This is a genomic window from Paenibacillus luteus, assembly GCF_006542765.1.
In the GTDB taxonomy this organism is placed as follows: Bacteria; Bacillota; Bacilli; order Paenibacillales; family Paenibacillaceae; genus Pristimantibacillus; species Pristimantibacillus luteus.
Window position 1 is genome coordinate 111,730 of record NZ_SKCD01000017.1, and the last position, 17,979, is coordinate 129,708.

Sequence of the window (17,979 nt, forward strand, 5' to 3'; positions counted from 1 at the left end):
CCATATTCACGCGTCGCATCGTCTGTGGTTACCGATATTGACGCTTTCGTAACACTCAGACTACCCGAGGTTTTGGTTACTTCGTAATTTCCTAGCTTATTATTCGGGTCATTCAGCGTTGCTTCAATTGCATAGCTCCCTACATCACTGGCCTGATCGGCGCCCGTTGCGTACGATGCTGTAATCCCATCTGACGACAAACCGCCTGAGACCGTTCCTGTGAATATCGAATTGCTCGTACCATATTCACGCGTCGCATCGTCTGCGGTTACTGCAAGTGACGCTTTCGTAACACTCAGACTACCTGCCGTTTTCGTTACTTCGTAATTTCCAATCTTGTTATTCGGATCAACCAGTGTGGCTGCAATCGCATAGCTCCCTACATCGCTTGCCTGATCGGCACTCGTAGCATACGTTGCTGTAATTCCATCCGATGACAAAACGCCAGTTATTGTCCCTGTGAATACCGGATTGCTCATTCCGTATTCACGAGTCGCATCGTCTGCGGTTACCGATACTGACGCTTTTGTAACAGATAGACTACCTGCCGTTTTCGTTACTTCATAATTCCCTAGCTTGTTATTCGGGTCATTTAGTGTTGCTTCAATTGCATAGCTCCCTACATGACTGGCCTGATCGGCACTCGTTGCATACGTAGCTATAATTCCATCTGATGGCAAACCGCCAACTAACGTACCTGTGAAAACCGGATTGCTCGTACCATATCCACGAGTCGCATCATCTGCGGTTACTGTAAGTGACGCTTTCGTAATGGATAGACTGCCTGCCGTTTTCGTTACTTCGTAATTTCCTAGCTTATTATTTGGGTCAACCAGTGTTGCTTCAATTGCATAGTTCCCTACATGACTTGCTTGATTGGCACTCGTAGCATAAGTTGCTGTAATTCCATCTGATGACAAACCGCCAGTTATTGTCCCTGTGAATACCGGATTGCTCGTACCATATTCACGTGTCGCATCATCTGCGGTTACTGCAAGTGACGCTTTCGTAACAGATAGACTGCCTGCGGTTTTGGTTACTTCGTAATTTCCTAGCTTGTTATTCGGGTCAACCAGTACTGCTTCAATCGCATAGTTTCCTACATGACTTGCTTGAGTGGCACTCGTTGCGTACGTTGCTGTAATGCCGTCTAACCACAAGGCGCCAGTTATTGCCCCTGTGAAAACAGGATTGCTCGTTCCGTAATCACGCGTCGCATTATTTGCTGTAACTACAAGTGGCCTCTTATCGACCCTCATCATAGCAGAGCCACTCGAAGTAAGATGAGTAGGGTCTCCATCGAATTGCGCTGTTAGTATATGATTTCCTATTCCCGTATTAACCGAATAGCTGAATACAGCTTCACCATTTCCATTCGTATTAGATGAACCAAGAACAGCTCCATTCAGAGAAAATGTGACTCTTTCATTCGCTACTGCTTGATTGTGCGCATTACGCAATGTTGCTTTAATCTCCTCAGTATTCCCATAGGTTGTTGTAAGGTGGTCCATCTGCAATGAAGTAGAATAGTCCCTCTGCTGAGTAGCTACATACGTTCTGAATGCAAAATCAAAATTGAAATTATTCCAAGATTCAAAATAATAAGGTGTACCGCCGGTATATGCGCCAGGATTGTATATTCTCCAAGTGACTTGGAGCATTTGATTTGGATCATTATTGGTTGTCTCCATCATCATGGCATATTGCTTGTTAGACTCCACATAAATCCCTTCGTTAAAGGTAAACCGAACCCAGCCTCCCGGAAAATCAGGCACAATGCTACTGCTTACCTCCGCTACGCCTAGTACTGTCCCATTAATATCTACATTTTCATGAATCGTCAAGCTTATCTCTCGCTCAGTAGCTGAAGATTGAGCAAGAAATACATCGACATCGTACATCCACCCTGTTTTACCTGCAGTAAAGCTTTGTCCTGCTCCCTTTGATCCGCCTTGCGAACTCGGGATCGTATTTGCTGTATCCGATGTTTGATCAATTGGATCAACAAATGACGCTTGGCTAGATTCCGACATTGCGAAGGCAATCAATAAAATACCAATTACGATAAGAACCCCTTTTTTTAGAAGGTTCATCTGTCTTGCATGTAACATGGTTGCAACGCTTCCTTCCGTTCTTTATTAGTATGTAATAGGAATGCTCTTATCTTAAAAGTATCTAACTATTTACATTATTATACACCATAACCTTTTCTCTACTAGAACTAATCTATTAAAAAAAAATTCAAAATGACCTTAAAAATAACTGTAATTAACCCTTGCCCTTCTTCGGATTGAGGGTATCTTTACCGTTCCATTACCTTATTTAATGTTGAAAAATGGATACTGTCACTCACACTTGTATCCTCTTGCTCGAATATGATTGTTTAGAAAAGAACCGACAATGTAACGCATCCTTCGAAGGAGATCTAGTCCAGTAACACAACGTTTAAGCTCAAATAGATATTCGAGAAATTTGCAGAGGTTTTCCAGTCACGCGCCATTTTATATGGAGTCGGGATTCGACCCTGCTTTGCTCCACAAAGTCGTTCACGCGAACTCCACTGGCTGTTGGACGGGCTATCGCTTCGTCAGCGGCATACACATGGGAAAGTACGGGCTGAAATCGCCCTATAATCAAACCTACACCACACAAATTGCGACACTTTTCTGCATCAGATGAGCACCGAGACACGCAATGAGATTGCCATTATTCCAGCGAAAGTGAAGGTCGTTCGTCATATCTGGCTGATCTACGCTTGTCTCGATTGTGAACGGGAAGAGATCCGCACGCCAAACGCTAGCAAACTGGGTGATCTACGGCTCGGAGCAGTGGCTGTCGCTTCTCACGGAACGGATGCGTCCTTACCTCCTACCTTTTGTGACTTTAAATGAAATTTAAATAAGACCGAATACCACTCGTAAGAGGAGGGTTTCCGGCCTTTAATTGCTCATTTTATATTTTTAATTCATAGCTTCATGAACTGATTTACAGCCTATTAAAGGCTGTTAGCCTTACTAGCAGAATATCAACTTCATTCGTTCATATACTTTAATTTTCAGTTTTATAATAACCCCTACAAAATACAGATTTATTTGGTTTGATTAAAATCAAAAAAGAATTAATCACATCTGAGGATGAGATAATGCAATTAATCCAACAAATAAATAACAAAAGTGACTGAAGCCTACCCGATAAAAAGAATGAGGCGATAGCTGGTACTACCGATAATAAAATAAATGGCAAGCTCATAAATAGCCAATACCTTGTTTTCGATAACGTTGCATTCGTATTTAACCAGAAAAATAGGCCTTTAAATGTTAAGCTAATATCGCCTTTACTATGTACTACAAGAATGTGGATGATCTCATGTAGAATAAACACAAAGATAATTATAGGAATAAGGGGCATATTGGAAACGAAAGTGAAGCCATCCTCAAAGCAGATTGGTGCCAATATAATCAAAGCCATTAATACATAAACAAATTTCATATAATGCTCACGAAACCAATGATTTTGAATGAACGGAATCCATTCTGACAACCGCATGCTTTTATGAGGTAAATGCCGGAACCACAAGATCATAGCTAGATTCACCCATTCTACGATAATGAACGATAACAATTCGTAAATAGTATCGAAATTGCCGCAAGAGCCTTAGGCTCCTGCAGCGTATGATAATTGTTTCTTATTTAAAATCAGGGGTTTGGTTCAACCTAAGCTCTTCCTCTGTTGTCAAACCATTCTTCAGTGCCTGTTCGCGTAATGCCAAGTAAAGCTCAGCCTTTGTGGAATGGATATAAGGCATCACAAAAAAGACACCAACGAAGATTAGAAGCAACCCAAGAAAGATCCAGCCCAGAAAACTTAGATCCAGCACAAATATACGGAATTTATGTCCCCGTGTCATATTATTGCTTAAGTCTACCGCGCGCCTATAGCCAATGTTGGGGTTGTCCGTCAAAATAAAGGGCACCATACTGTACGCGTAAGATTTTACGATTCCGGGGATGAAGAGAAGCAAAAACCATAAGAAGTTCAAAAAGCTTTTCCATAACATTGCTTTCAGAACATCCCAATACCTATGTTTATTAAAAGCGTAGCCAATATGATTTAAATTCACCTCATGCTCCGCTGCTTGCTTGAAGTAACGCATAGAACCAACCTCAAGGGGAAAACAAACAAAAACCCGAAACGCAAGGGAAAATACGAAAAATATAATAAAAACAATGATTCCGATAACCAAAAATGGAGCAAGGGCCTCCCAATCCACATTCCAATGAAAGATATCCGAGACATCAGAGTTACTAGAAAAGCCCAAGTTAAAGTTTAAGGTTGGAGGGCTTCCACCGCCTCCACTGACAAATACTAATATCATACTTACCAAAAATGCCTTCCAATACGATGTTCGCAGCACCTCTTTCGCCCTTTGCTTTAGCACCTTACGATCCCACACTGCGATCCCTCTCTCCTGTAATGTTTTAGTTTTATTTAAAAATTGATACCATTGTTAATATAGTACGACAAGCAGAGAATCATTCGTTTCCTATATAAAAGCTATAAGTACTTTTGAATAATCCTACCACAGATATACCTATATTTACCTTCTTTTTTTGTCATGGATCGACAACGATATGTGGTTTTCATGAGATTCATGAAGCATTATGGCATCGCAACTGGATGAACCCGATGCGTGATATGGTGTAGGTATTCCCAGTGAACTACACCTCCAAAAGTTAGATAGTGTCTAACTTTTGGGGTGCAGTTCACTTGATCTCCTGGTCTTTTTATTCAGTAAACTATCCCTAAGTAAAGAAACCCTTTAAATCCACTATCACCTCTACCTTCCGCTTTACCACTATTTGTGGTACGGTTTGGCGTATCATCTCTAAGGAGAAAATTATCCATCAATTTTAATTATTCGAATTCATACGAACAGGGCACCTGCATTAGGTACCCTGTTCAACAAGTTTCTATGCCGCTTGACAGCGTCAGTCCGCTCAACTCGGCGCTGGAATCAGCGAAAGCAGTTGCAGTGGCGGTCTAGCAACTCCCTGTTATACTTCTTCACTTGAGAAACTTAAAAATAGCCTTCCCTCTACCAAAGAGATTCACAGCCATAAAGACGATGATAATAGCTAGAGCAATTCTCCACAAGTTTCTGATGAAGGTTTCTACATCCCCGCTAACATCTGTACTCAAAATAGCTTCTGAAATGGCCGAGTTGTTAATAAGTGTCGTGTCCTGAACCATGGTAAGCAAGAGTACAATAGTAGCGATAGACAGCAACGATTCAGCAACGACTGTAAATAGGGTATACCTTTTGCTGATAAGGATATAAAGACTTATAACCATAACAAGCATTAGCTCAATGTTCCAAAAAATCATGTAATCCGTCAATCTGTCCAGAGAAAGGATTTGCAAAAAACCTGAATCTTGGTCGCCTGTTCGATTATAATAAATCCCTATTTTTTCAGCAAAAAAATTAAAGATAACAAGCGTCAATACGGAAATAATGATTGTAGCTATCAATCGTGAATATTTGATTTGTACATGGGATTTCGGAATGGCTTCCAGCTTGGATGGATGCCAGGCTGGATTCATTTGATTTTTTCGAAAATCTTTACCCCGTGCGTTACCGAACCATTGTATAAGAAAAAAGCTGATCGTCACCAAACCAAAGACATGAACCCCTTCATCGACCATTTCCAACAAGAAGCGGAAAATGAATCCAAAATAATTATAACTCTCTGATAGCTCTGGAGTTATATTTATTTTCAATGAAAATACCCCAATAGCCGCGAGGATTAAACCTATTTTCAAGACAAGCTTATACGTATCATACAAGCCGGGACCTATCAAATAGTTTGCATCTTTGCGGTAATTGCGCGCAAATTCTCGGGGTTCGCCAAGCTCAAGTAAGATCTCGTCGATGAGCTGTTCTGTGGGCGTTTCTCCGTCAACTCGCTCTTCAATTATGTCCTCTATCGTCGATCGAATTTCCTTTTTAATATCTTCTCTATGCGACATAGGCAAGTGTTTCCCTACTGCGTAAACGTACCTTTCGACTTTCACCATTATGCATCACCTTCCTTTGGATTCAAGAATCGATCCATGACAACCACCATTTCATTCCATTCCTTAGTCAAAATTTCCAATGATTGGAAACCTTCGTCACTCAGCTTGTAATATCTTCTTGGTCTAGAGCCATCGACGCCCCAGTGGCTTTCAAGCAAATTTTGACTCTCAAGCCGCCTAAGCAGAGGATACAACGTATTTTGTTCAAGTCGAAGCCCATTCGCATTCAAAGATTGAACAAGAGAATACCCATATTGCATTTCTTTCAGCTGACTTAACACACTAATAACAATCGTTCCTCTTCTTAACTCCTGGTTTAGTTTATCAATGGTATTCTCTAACTCCGTCATGCACTCACTTCCTTCAAAATCATAATACTGTACGACACACACTAATGTCAATTCGATAATAGTCTATTTTATTTGATATTAAAAATAAAAGTAAAGACTGTCGCAACTCTTCACGACAGTCTTTACTCGCCACTGGCGGGTTCTTTTTAGAGCTATGACAATGGTACTCACAGAGCAAACACTTTTTTTCAAAGCGTCTATATTATACACTCCACATGTGTCGACCTCAGTTATTCAAGCTCCAGTCCTTATCGAGCGTTCGAACTCCTACAAAAAAAACAGATTATATCAATGACTCTCAACGGTTGCTACATGACTTGTTGACTCCATGTTGATTTCACACGTACACACTTAGAGTGTTGGCATCGATGTAAAAGGGCTGAATGGTCGTAAGGACCAGAATCCTCAGATTAAGAAGGACTAGATATCATAGTATCAATTTAGAGTTTACGAGCATGCGCTCAATTCGGGGTTTCATGAAAGTATTTTCAGAGAGCAAGTGTTGACTCCTTGTTGACTTCGAACATAAAAAATACACCGTCTAAGGCAAACAGCCCATATGACGATGTATTAAAGTCTTACATACTGATATAGGCTCTACGCCTTCTCTTCGTCCCCCGTAGCAACCGGATTACTAGAGTCAGAACTCCAATCGCTCCAACTACCCGCATACAACTTTACATTCGTATACCCCGCTTCCTTAAGAGCAAGAACGTTAGGAGTGGCGGAAATGCCTGATCCACAATACACGATGATTTCGGCGTCCTGCGGCAATGCAGTGAACCGCTCACGCAGCTGCCCTGTTGATTTCCATGCGCCGTCATTGCTCAGCACATCTTTCCAGAAGTAATTGGCCGCCCCAGGGATGTGCCCTCCTACAGGATCGAAAGAGACATCGCGCCCAGCGTATTGAGCTGCATCGCGCGAATCAACCAGCCTCGCCCCTCCTTCTCCTCTGTTAGCGGATGCTGCACGCACCTCATCCACGCTGACAAGCCAATCGGCTTGCGGTGCAGGTACAAACTCACGTGGAGCCGCCACGACTGCCGGCTCCTGCGACACAGGTTCGCCAGCCGACTCCCAAGCGGAAAAACCTCCGTCCAGCACTTGAGCGCGCTCCACACCCAAATACCGAAGCACCCACCACAACCTTGCGGCGGCCGGTCCATTGCCGTCCTCATAGGCGACCACAGCTGAATCTCGGTCAATGCCAAGCGATCCAAAAAGCTCAGCAAGCCGCTCCGGGGTCGGCAGCGGACTGCGCCCGCCATGCTCACGCGCGGGATCGGTCAAGCTTGCCTTAAAATCAATAAAATGCGCTCCCGGCAGATGCCCTTTGGCATATGCCTCCTTGCCGTAAGCCGGCTCCTTTGGATGAAAACGAACATCCAGCAGCACAATTTGCTCGCCGCTTGTTATTCTCTCCTTCAATTGCTTCACGCTTAGTACATTGGACAATGACACTTTCTCCACTCTCCTTTAAAGGGTTATCTCAAATCGTAAATTCCAAACTTTCCGCCGATTTGACTTCCAGCAAGGCTGCATAGATTTCATTCTGAATCTGCAGCAGTCCCAGATCGTCGCGCTTGCGAGGGCGCGGTTTCGGCACCTCGAATATGCGGTTAATTCGCCCCGGCCTCGGGGACAACAGCACAACCCGATCCCCGAGAAACACGGCTTCGGAAACGTCATGCGTCACGAATACAATCGTCTTTTTGTCCGCCTCCCAAATCTGAAGTAAATCATCCTGCAGCTGCAGCCTCGTCAAGTGATCCACCGCGCCAAAAGGCTCATCCATTAGCAGTACCTCGGGGCTGTTGGCAAGAGCCCGGGCAAGACCCGCGCGCTGCTTCATGCCGCCTGACAGCTGATGAGGATATTTGTGCTCAAAGCCGCTTAAACCAACTAGATCCAGATACCGCTGCACCGCCTCCCGGCGCTCCTTTCGTTCCACGCCGCGCAGCTCAAGGCCTAGCTCAACGTTTTTGAATACGGTTCTCCACGGATACAGGGACGGGTCCTGAAAGACGACGCCGCGCTCGATACCCGGCCCCTTCAGCTTTCTTCCGTCGAAACTCACCTCGCCCAAGGTGGGGAGCTGCAGTCCAGCTAATATCTCAAGCAGCGTGCTTTTGCCGCAGCCGCTTGGACCTAGAATGCTCAGAAACTCGCCGTCCTGAATGGTCAAGTTGATATTCTGAAGCGACTCTGTCGGAGTCGCTCCCCCGTAAATTTTGGATACGCCGGAGATCCAGAAGCCCGCCATACAATCACCTCGCCACTCTTACTTTTTTGGAATAAAGCGCAAATCCAACAAATCATCAATATCATAAATCTGGTCCTGGAAGCCCAAATCCAATTGCACCTGCTGCGTGTCCCGCAAAGCATTCAAATCAACGTCAGGATTGTTCTCCCACAGCTCGAATTCGCGTTCAAACGCTTTGTCCACCGCAGCCGGGTCCACCTTCACATTTTCGAGAAAATAAGTTTTGTACTCTTCCAGATTGGATTTCGCGTACTCCTGCGACTTGAAGTAAGCGCGCAGCAGCTTCTCCAGCAGCTCCGGATTTTTATCGATAAAATCATTCTGGGAAACCAGAACGCCTGTATGGAAGGTAGGAAGGTAATCCCATCCTTTTGCCAAAATCTTGCCAGTGCCTTCAATTTCCGCTAACGAAGCAAACGGCTCGTGAATGATCGTAGCATCGACTTGACCGGACGTCAGGCTTGCATAAGCAGCCTCATTGACCCCCGTTGCCAAATACGTTACATCTTTTTTGCTAAGTCCATGCTTGTTCAGAATCGTTTGGGTGTAAACGTCCAGACCGCTGCCAAGTACCGCCGCCCCGACTTTTTTGCCCTTCAAGTCCTCTACGCTTTCAATGCCTGCACGGGCGATCAGATAGAACGGCCCTTTGGTGCGAAACATGGACGAAACGATTTTGATTGGCGCGCCTTTGCCCGCTGCTACGATAACGTTGGTTGTTGCGCTGTCTGCGACGTCAACCTCCTTGCTTGTTAATGCTTCGATCGGATTTTGCGTAGAAACAAGCTCAACCTCCAAGCCCTCCTCCGCGAAAAAGCCTTTTTCGATGCCGTATCGCACGACCAGACCGCTGACTCCATTAAAAGGCGCATATCTAATTTTCTGCAGCTCCGCCGGGGCACTGTCCGTTGCCGAGGCCGACTCCGACGCGGCTGGTGACGCTGCCGGAGAAGCCGACGGCGTTCCGCCCGATGTATTGCCTCCTCCGCAAGCTGTAAGCACCAGTGCAAGCGATGCCGCCAAAATTCCACTGCCTAGCCATTTTCTCTTTAACATGGTTTCTCTCTCCTCTATCATTTGAATTAAATTAAGATGATGACTTCCATCGCAGTACAATGCGCTTCTCTAGCAAATCAATGCCTGAGATAATAAGCACTGAAACAACCGTTACAATTGTAATAATGGCAAAGGCCTTCGCCGTATCGTACAGCGATGTTGACTGCACCAACAGATTGCCAAGCCCATCCTTGGATGCCACCATTTCGCCGAACAGTGCTCCAACAAGCCCGGTCGCCGCCGATACCCTCAAGGACACAAAGATTGTTGGCGCAGCCGACGGCAAAATAACCTTTACAACCGTTTGCAGCTTGGACGCTTCAAACACTCTAGCAACCTTGAGATGGGCCTCCGCCGTTTGCTTAATGCCAGTAATCGTATTGAATGCAATTGTAAAAAAGCAAAACAGAAACACGATGGCGACCTTATGCGACAAGCCGATACCTAGCCATAGCATCAGAAGCGGAATAATCGTGACCTTCGGAATCGCCATAAGCGCAGAGAGATACGGCCGAAAAAACGTCTCTGCATGAGGGACAAGCACAAGCACCATGCCCGTCGCGATGCCGGCAAACGCGCTGAGCAGATACCCCGCTGCAAATTCCTTGAGCGTCACGAATAAATGATGGAAAATATCACCGTCCGCGAACAGCTTATAGATTTCTTCCACGACCTGAGTCGGCTTCGACAGATACAGGCTGCCGACGATCCCCGCCCGGACGAGATATTCATTAATGCCCAGGCAAGCCAACAGCAGTATGACTTGCCCGGTGATGATGCGCCACTTGTAGCGCTTTTGGCCAATGTTTTGGTCCATGCCGTTGTTCGCCCCTTTCCTTCCCGTACGCGGTTATGCAGATAGGTGTTGCCCAAAGGGCATTCCTAATCCCTCACGCCCTCCAGCGCCACCTTCCGGGCAAAGCGGTTTTCGGGGCGGGACAGGCCGAAATGACCGCGGAAGGTGTCCGCCTCGTACTCCGTCCGGAATAAGCCACGCTCCTGAAGCACTGGAACGACCAGATCAAGGAACAAATCCAGGCCATCAGGCATGTACGGTGGGCAAATATTAAACCCGTCCGCTGCTCTTTCGTCGAACCACTTCTCCATTTGATCGGCAATTTGCTCCGGATCGCCAACAATGAGCAAATGCCCTCTGGATGTCGCCGCAAAATAATGGAACAGCTCCCTAACCGTAATCTCTTCTTTCCCTTCCGCTTTTTGCGCCAGCTCCACAAGCCACTCAGCTTCCTTGCCCGGAAGCGTTGACAGCGACAGATCCGGCAGCGGCCCATCTAACGGATATCGTGAAAGATCGATGCCGATGCGAGCAGACAGAGCTGTCAGATCGTAGTTCGTCACCAACAGGCTGTTCAGCTCCCGGTATTTGGCATGCGCTTCCTCGGCCGTGCGGCCAACAAGCGGTACCAGACCAGGCAGAATGAATACCTCATCCGTGCTGCGACCGAACTTAACCGCCTGGGTCTTAATATCCTTGTAAAATTCCTTTGACAGCTCCAGTAGAATTTGCCCCGTAAACACAGCGCTGGAGAGCTTAGCACCCAGCTCGCGGCTGCGTTCCGACGTACCGGCGTTCAGCAGCGGAATCTGGCCTTGCGGCGGTCTTGCGACATTTAGCGGACCCGCAACGGAGAAATGCTCGCCTACATGCTGAATTTGATGCACTTTACTCCCATCCACGAAAACGCCGCTTTTCTTGTCCCGAATGAGAGCGTCATCCTCCCAAGAATCCCACAGCTCCTGCACGATTTTCACGAATTCATCCGCGTAATCATAGCGGCGGGAGTTATCCCAATGCTTCTCCCGGCTGTAGTTTTGTGCCGCCCGTACATCCATACCGGTAACCACATTCCATGCAAGGCGTCCTCCGCTCAAATAATCCAGCGACGCCGTCTGGCGCGCGATGGTGTATGGCTCGGAATACGTCGTGTTCGCCGTAACAATCAGTCCGATCTTCTCCGTCACTGCCGCGATGTTCGCAATCATGGTGAACGGCTCAAGCCGGACCATCTGCGATGGAAACTGATGTTGCATATCCGCGCTGGTTGCCAAGGCATCCCCGAGGAAAAAGAAATCAAACTTCGCTTCCTCCAGTCTTCTTGCTACCCGTTGCAGAAACTTCGGATCAAATGCACCGTCGGTTGCTGCTTCCGGTAGCCGCCAGCCTGCAGGATGATAGCCCGTGGAGAACAGGAACAAACCAAGATGAAGCTGTCGTTTAGATGTAGCCATAACCTTCACACTCCCAATATATAGTTTGTCTATGCGAAAACAAGGAATTAAATCCGAAAAAGTCCGGTGTTTCGGGAAATATCGTCGATTTCCCTCAATTCCTCCAAAGTCAATTTTTCATCTGCATGCTTAAGCGAATCGACGATTTGCTCTGGCTTTGACGCTCCCAAGATAGCGGATGAAATATAGGAGTGGCTCAGCACCCAGGAAAGCGCAAGCTGGGCCAGCGTCCAGCCTCTTGCTTCGGCAAGCGGGCGAATCGCCTCCACAAACGCATAAGCCGGATTGGAATCCAGCAGCAGCTCCAGCCGTTTTTCGCCCAATGCCAATCTGGAATCCGACGGAGGCGCTTCCCCTTGGCGGTATTTGCCGCTCAGAATGCCTCGGCCAAGCGGGCTGTAGCTAATGACTCCAACCTGCTCCGACTCGACAAGGGGCACAAGCTCCCGCTCGATTCCTCTCGTAATGAGGCTGTACTCTGGCTGAATGCTCTCGAAGCGGTGCAGTCCATGCTGCGCACTGATTCCATGAGCCTTAGCCAACTGCCATGCCGCATAATTGGAGCAGCCTAAGTAGCGGATTTTTCCTTGTGTGACCAAATCGTTAAGTGCCCGTAATGTTTCTTCAAGCGGCGTCTCGGGATCAAACGAATGCACCTGATACAAATCAATATGATCGGTTTGCAATCGGCGCAGACTGTTTTCAAGGGCGCGGTAAATGTAATAGCGGCTTTGCCCTCGGTCGTTAACGCCTGGCCCCATAGGAGCATGGAACTTTGTTGCCAGCACGATGTCATTGCGGCGGCCGCGCAGCAGATTTCCGAGTATACTCTCTGATTCGCCATGTCTCAACCGGTCACCCGTATCCATGCCGCTGCCGTACACATCTGCAGTATCAATCAAATTAATGCCAGCCTCCAAAGCCGCATCCAGTACCTTGCCGGACGCGCTCTCGTCGATCCAGCGCCCGAAAGCCATCGTCCCCAGACTGACCTCCGATACCTTCAGCCCCGTTCTTCCTAATTTCCGGTATTGCATGCTATCTTCATCCTCCTTGGAATACGACAAAAAAGACACACGAAAGCCGCTTAAATTCATGAAGCGCCTCTCCGTCTGTCCGGTCGAGTTGTTTTATGTAGTTAATATCATCATTCTTCAATCAGTCAATAGCTCCGCGCTGGCCGTATGGCCTAGCGATAAGGCTAGCTCGTAAGGCGTCTGTCCAATAGCGTTGGTTGCCGTTTTTTCGGCCCCGTAGCCGAGAAACTTCTCGATGAGCAGCGGCTTATCAAAGTAAGCAGCAACATGCAGCACGTTAAAGCCATCTCTAAGCTCACCCTCGCATTTGGCGTGAATATCCGCACCCTTCTGCATCAGCAAGTCAACCAAATGGCCATAACCTCCGAAAATGGTAGCATGAATGACTAGATTGTTCAGACTGCCGTCGCGGCTTCGAGCATGAATAGCCGCTCCACGTTCAAGCAGCAGCTCTACCGCCTCGCTATTGCCAAAATGCGTAGCCAGCGATAATAGCGGAAAACCGTCAAAGCTGTAGCTGTTGACAAGCTCCGGCGATTGGTCGAGCAGCTCCTTTAGCCTGGAGGTATACCCCACGGCGGCCGCTTCGAAAACAGTCAATTTGCCCAACCCTTTCTGCAGCAGCAGCTCCTTGATGTCATTAGCACGCAGGAAGGCGGCCAGCAAAACGGGCGTTTCTCCCTTTTGGTTGCTCGTATTAATCAGACTTGCGTCGCGGTCTATAAGCTCGGCAACCTTGCCGATGTCGCGCAGCTTGACTGCTTCAAACATCTCGTTGCGCAGCCTTTGAAGGCTATCCGCTTGCTCCCGCGCCCGCAGCAGCAAATCATGGGATGCCTGCACCCCGACACTTACAAAATGGGCAACCGCTCTTGATCGATTAGCCTCGAGTCCGGATTCAACGAGCAAATCCACGGCTTTGACAGCCTCATCGTCCAGCCTGATCGAAAGTACGGCGGTGTTCTTTTTCTTCGGCATGGTACTCCTTGTCGATCAAATGTAATTTTAATTACAAAATTACTATAACACGAGAATCCTCATTTGAATACCCTTAAATTCATATTGATTTACAGGGATATATGAAAGACTGAGTTTTCACAATGAAAATATAGCAAAGGTATTATTCGTAATGTTGTGGCATTCACCTACATCCTGAATAGCCTAATCTGAAAGACATAAAAAACGGTATACATGAACGGTTTCCCACAATCAATGGGACAGCCTTTCTTAGCCGGTTTACCAGCGTTATAGGTGATGGGACCATTAATAAAAATGTTTTTATAAAGCCAACAATCTCGTTAGAGTTCCACGCGATCAAAAGGAGTTTGCGCGCAAGGTACAGCGCGTAAATCGCTAATATCCTCCATCCTACAATTCTCTCTTCGGCATACATCGCTGTTCATTCGGAATCTCCTATGACCACAACCTTTTGGTGATATGATCGGTTTGTGCAAGCTGTAATCTGCAGAATATCTCATCAAAATCAATTTTCAGAAAATAGAGCCAGACCATTCCCTTGGGGGAGAATGGTCTGGCTCTATCGTTGTTCGAACGGAAAAAATCGGTATACCGCCGCCTCCTAGGCTGACGTTAACTACAGTAGGTTGCTTATTCTTCTTTCTCTGCAATTGGGTTAACTGCAAATAAAGAGTGAATATTGCCATCAGGATCGGCAAAGAATCCCGTAGTGTGCCCCCAAGACATTGATTTCGGCTCCGTAATCGAAGTGGCTCCCCTCGAAACAATATCAGCATAAATAATGCGAACCGCTTCTGGAGATTCACATTGAAAATTAAGTTCAAAGGCTTGCCCTTTACGTTCTTCTATAAAGGAATAATGCTCGTTTGTATTATCCGCCATTAATGGCTTAGAACAAATAGCGAAGCGAACTCCGTCATTTACAAATTCTACATAATGATCTTCCTCAATGACAGCATCAAAACCTAGCACTTCGTTATAAAACCTGGCCAATCGGGAAACATCATTCGACAATACCGTAATACCTTCTAATTGAACTCTCATCCTGGAACCTCTCCTTTATCATTCACCCGCTTACTTTCCAGAATACCACGAATCAGTGTCACCTTATGGCACCTATCCATGCTACAATTTAAAAAAATCATAGAAAGCAGCATTATGAAGGGGGACAACATGTTTATCGTCATCGGGCTCGTATTTATCATTTTATATGCCTTAATCGTATTCTATATCGGATGGAGCGGTTGGACGTGGATAAAGCCTAGGGTATCGCGCAGGTTCCGGCTCGTCTATATCATTGCGCTCGTCTTTCTGGCAAGCTCTCTCATTCTCTCCAGAGTTGTCGCGGGTTCAACTCTTTTAAGCGTAATCGGCAGCTATTGGCTGGCCCTATTCAGCTTATTGCTCATGCTGCTCCCGCTGGTTCACCTTACGGTTTGGATAACCAAGTTGACACGCCTGCCGCGCCACTTCGTACAAAAGTGGTCGGGAATTGTTACTTTGGTCCTGCTGATTGTTCTGCTCGGTTATGGAAGCTTCAATGCTTTTAGTCCGGCCGTGCAATCCTATGACATCCATATCGACAAAGAAGGACCCGCAAACGGCGAGCTGCATATTGTAATGGTGTCCGATATGCATTTTGGCTATTTATCGGGAAAAAGCCATGCCGAGCGGATGGTTAAGGAAATAAACAACCTGAAACCGGACATCGTATTGATTCCTGGCGATATTGTGGATGATGATATTGTTCCGTACATCAACAAAGGCATAGGCGATATTTTATCGAGAATCCAAGCGCCTCTCGGCGTTTTCGCTTCTTTGGGCAATCATGACCGGTTCGACGGCGAGATGGACGAGCTAATCGGACTTCTGGAGGAGAGCGGGATTCAGGTACTTTATGATGAGACTTTTGAGCTTGATGGCTGGCTGACATTAGTCGGACGGAAGGATTACAGCGATAAGAAGAGAGCGGAGCTTGCTGATTTAACAGAAGGTGTAGATCTCTCGAAGCCGGTGTTTATGCTGGAGCATCAACCAGTCGGCCTTGATATCGCAAAGGAGCAAGGCATCGATTTGATGGTATCCGGCCATACGCATCATGGACAGATCGCGCCAGGCAATTTATTAACAAATAGATTGTTTGAAAATGATTTTGGATACTTGCAAAAGGGACAGCTGCATTCCATCGTATCTTCCGGCTACGGCTTCTGGGGCCCGCCGATCCGAATCGGATCAAGGTCAGAAATCGTGTCCATTCATGTTCGTTTCGCGAATTCACCTTGATTCCTTGTTGGCTTCACATCATGCATAAAGCAAAAGAAGTAAATCGCCGCAACAGCGAGTTACTTCTTTTTCAATATTAAGTTTTCCAAATACTTGCAAAAGCATAGTTCCGTACCGTTCCGTGCCAGCGATACCATGGAGAACCATTTTCCTGCTGTGCATAAAACAGTGCCACTTCTGATTCGGGATCAATGACAACATAACAGCCTCTAGCGCCATCCCAGCCAAATTCCCCATTTTGACTAAGAGAATTGTTATCCTCACGATTTACTAAGGTTCTAACCCCTAGGCCGTAGCTATATCCATATTTGCTAGTACCGCCAAACCGGTCAAAATCCTGCTGGGCAACCGGAGATAAGCGGGGAGTGCGCATGGCATCTACTGTTTCTGGCCTAAGAATACGCTCGCCATTTGGTGCGAGACCATAACGACATAAAGCCTCTGCAAACACAATATAGTCTGGCACTGTCGAAAATAATCCGCCTCCGCCACTCTCATAGGCTCTGCCCGGTTGCAGCAGAATACTCTCTCCTATGCTTTCCGCTTGGTTAGTTTGAGCATTAAAGTTGTTGTACAGCTTACAGAAACGGCTCTCATCCTTTAGCTGAAATGAGGTATCCTTCATGCCTAGCGGGTCAAAAATGTTTTGCTGCAAATAGTGTCCGAAGGTTTGTCCCGTTATGACCTCTAGCAATGCAGCTAACACGTCGTGGCAAACCGTGTATTGAAAATGCGTGCCTGGCTCAAAGGCAAGCGGCTCCTGCGCCACCGCCTTAATTACTGTAAGTGTCTGGCCTTCACCGTTGCTTGCGGCGACAGTTTTATGAACAGCATCCGTATGAATCGTTTCAATACCTGCTGTCATCGTAAACAAATGCTCAATTGTAATTGGATTTTGAGCAGGAAGCAGCTCGACTGTTCCATCTGACAGCGTATGACGAACAAGCATATGCCTAAACTCGGGGATGTACTCGTACAAAGGATCCGAGAGTTTATACCTGCCTTGCTCAAACAGCTGCAGCAAAGCGGTACAGGTCACAACCTTTGTCGCAGAACACAATCTAAAAATGCTGTCTCTGCTAAATGGAATCTGATTCTCGACATCTGAAAAACCAGCATAATGCTCGTAAACCGATTGGTGTTTATGATACATAGCAATACCTAGACCAGGAATATTTTTTTCGTTATAAAACGCTTCCAAATAGGCTGTTAGCTTCGCAAAATTCATCATTTTCCACCTGCCAATTCTCATAATCGCTTTTCTAGTCATACAACGGTTAGATTGTAAGCGTGTGAGATTCCGTGTCTGGCATTATTGTTTTTCGCCTTCTCCGTATAACTCTGTCATATGCTTGCTATGGGATTCTCCCCAATCGTTCAGTGCCTGTAACACAGTGCTTAAGCCTTTGCCGTAGTCTGAAATCGAGTATTCTACTTTCGGTGGGATCAGTGCCGATTCAAACTTACAATACGATTTCATTCAACCCTCCCATTTCCCTTTGTTTTATTAAGGTAACTTTTTGTTAACTATGTTTAGTTAAAGTGCCTACTTCCTTAAACCTGAATTACGAAAGTGCGACCTCATAAAAACATAAAAAAGTGCCCTAATCTTTGGTAGAATGGTGTTTACGAAGACAACATCACCCAAAGAGAGGAGCACCCATAAAGTGAAGTTTACCACAAA

Annotated in this window: 16 protein-coding genes and 1 pseudogene; 2 read left to right on the top strand and 15 right to left on the bottom strand. The window is 46.3% G+C overall.

What is annotated here, in order from left to right:
• On the bottom strand, positions 1-2,093 hold a 2,093-nt coding region (locus tag E0496_RS14500), incomplete at its 3' end, for an MBG domain-containing protein (protein WP_206669778.1).
• 561 nt (positions 2,094-2,654) lie between these two features.
• Here E0496_RS14500 and E0496_RS14505 point away from each other — a divergent pair.
• Positions 2,655-2,871: pseudogene (locus E0496_RS14505) on the top strand (IS66 family transposase zinc-finger binding domain-containing protein); the annotation flags it as partial.
• Positions 2,872-3,048: 177 nt separating this feature from the next.
• Here the strand turns inward: E0496_RS14505 and E0496_RS14510 are convergent.
• The 12 genes from E0496_RS14510 to E0496_RS14565 form a co-directional block, all read right to left on the bottom strand.
• Positions 3,049-3,546: a DUF3267 domain-containing protein gene (locus tag E0496_RS14510; RefSeq protein WP_141502542.1), complete on the bottom strand. Its 498-nt coding sequence runs from the start codon at positions 3,544-3,546 to the stop codon at positions 3,049-3,051.
• Positions 3,547-3,685: 139 nt separating this feature from the next.
• Positions 3,686-4,375, bottom strand: coding sequence for a DUF975 family protein (locus E0496_RS14515; RefSeq protein ID WP_206669779.1), 690 nt, complete (start codon positions 4,373-4,375; stop codon positions 3,686-3,688).
• A 689-nt stretch (positions 4,376-5,064) separates the two neighbouring features.
• The gene (locus E0496_RS14520) at positions 5,065-6,075 is read right to left on the bottom strand and encodes an HAAS signaling domain-containing protein (protein ID WP_141502524.1); all 1,011 of its coding nucleotides are present in this window, start codon (positions 6,073-6,075) and stop codon (positions 5,065-5,067) included.
• Positions 6,075-6,425, bottom strand: a complete 351-nt coding sequence (locus E0496_RS14525) for a PadR family transcriptional regulator (protein ID WP_141502525.1) — start codon at positions 6,423-6,425, stop codon at positions 6,075-6,077. Before E0496_RS14525 ends, E0496_RS14520 begins: the two co-directional genes overlap by 1 nt.
• Positions 6,426-7,022: 597 nt before the next feature.
• Complete coding sequence (locus E0496_RS14530; RefSeq protein ID WP_338325852.1) at positions 7,023-7,889, bottom strand: sulfurtransferase; 867 nt, start codon at positions 7,887-7,889, stop codon at positions 7,023-7,025.
• A 28-nt stretch (positions 7,890-7,917) separates the two neighbouring features.
• Positions 7,918-8,691 (bottom strand): ABC transporter ATP-binding protein, encoded by a 774-nt coding sequence (locus tag E0496_RS14535; RefSeq protein WP_141502526.1) that lies wholly within the window; start codon positions 8,689-8,691, stop codon positions 7,918-7,920.
• A gap of 18 nt (positions 8,692-8,709) precedes the next feature.
• The gene (locus tag E0496_RS14540) at positions 8,710-9,747 is read right to left on the bottom strand and encodes an ABC transporter substrate-binding protein (protein WP_141502527.1); all 1,038 of its coding nucleotides are present in this window, start codon (positions 9,745-9,747) and stop codon (positions 8,710-8,712) included.
• A 31-nt stretch (positions 9,748-9,778) separates the two neighbouring features.
• On the bottom strand, positions 9,779-10,564 hold the full coding sequence (locus E0496_RS14545; RefSeq protein WP_141502528.1) for an ABC transporter permease: 786 nt from the start codon (positions 10,562-10,564) through the stop codon (positions 9,779-9,781).
• A 65-nt stretch (positions 10,565-10,629) separates the two neighbouring features.
• Entirely contained in the window at positions 10,630-11,997 is a 1,368-nt protein-coding gene (locus E0496_RS14550; RefSeq protein WP_141502529.1) for an LLM class flavin-dependent oxidoreductase, read from the bottom strand.
• A gap of 47 nt (positions 11,998-12,044) precedes the next feature.
• Positions 12,045-13,034: an aldo/keto reductase gene (locus E0496_RS14555; protein WP_141502530.1), complete on the bottom strand. Its 990-nt coding sequence runs from the start codon at positions 13,032-13,034 to the stop codon at positions 12,045-12,047.
• Positions 13,035-13,151: 117 nt separating this feature from the next.
• Entirely contained in the window at positions 13,152-14,012 is an 861-nt protein-coding gene (locus E0496_RS14560) for an ankyrin repeat domain-containing protein (RefSeq protein WP_141502531.1), read from the bottom strand.
• A gap of 630 nt (positions 14,013-14,642) precedes the next feature.
• Positions 14,643-15,056 carry a VOC family protein gene (locus E0496_RS14565; protein ID WP_141502532.1) on the bottom strand — a complete coding sequence of 138 codons (414 nt, stop codon included), beginning with the start codon at positions 15,054-15,056 and terminating at the stop codon, positions 14,643-14,645.
• Positions 15,057-15,185: 129 nt separating this feature from the next.
• On the opposite strand from E0496_RS14565, the gene E0496_RS14570 reads away from it, so the two are divergent.
• The gene (locus tag E0496_RS14570) at positions 15,186-16,295 is read left to right on the top strand and encodes a metallophosphoesterase (protein ID WP_141502533.1); all 1,110 of its coding nucleotides are present in this window, start codon (positions 15,186-15,188) and stop codon (positions 16,293-16,295) included.
• 76 nt (positions 16,296-16,371) lie between these two features.
• Here the strand turns inward: E0496_RS14570 and E0496_RS14575 are convergent, their stop codons facing one another.
• Entirely contained in the window at positions 16,372-17,523 is a 1,152-nt protein-coding gene (locus E0496_RS14575; protein WP_161601432.1) for a serine hydrolase domain-containing protein, read from the bottom strand.
• 84 nt (positions 17,524-17,607) lie between these two features.
• Entirely contained in the window at positions 17,608-17,775 is a 168-nt protein-coding gene (locus E0496_RS14580) for a winged helix-turn-helix transcriptional regulator (protein ID WP_141502535.1), read from the bottom strand.
• Between the last annotated feature and the right edge of the window lie 204 nt (positions 17,776-17,979).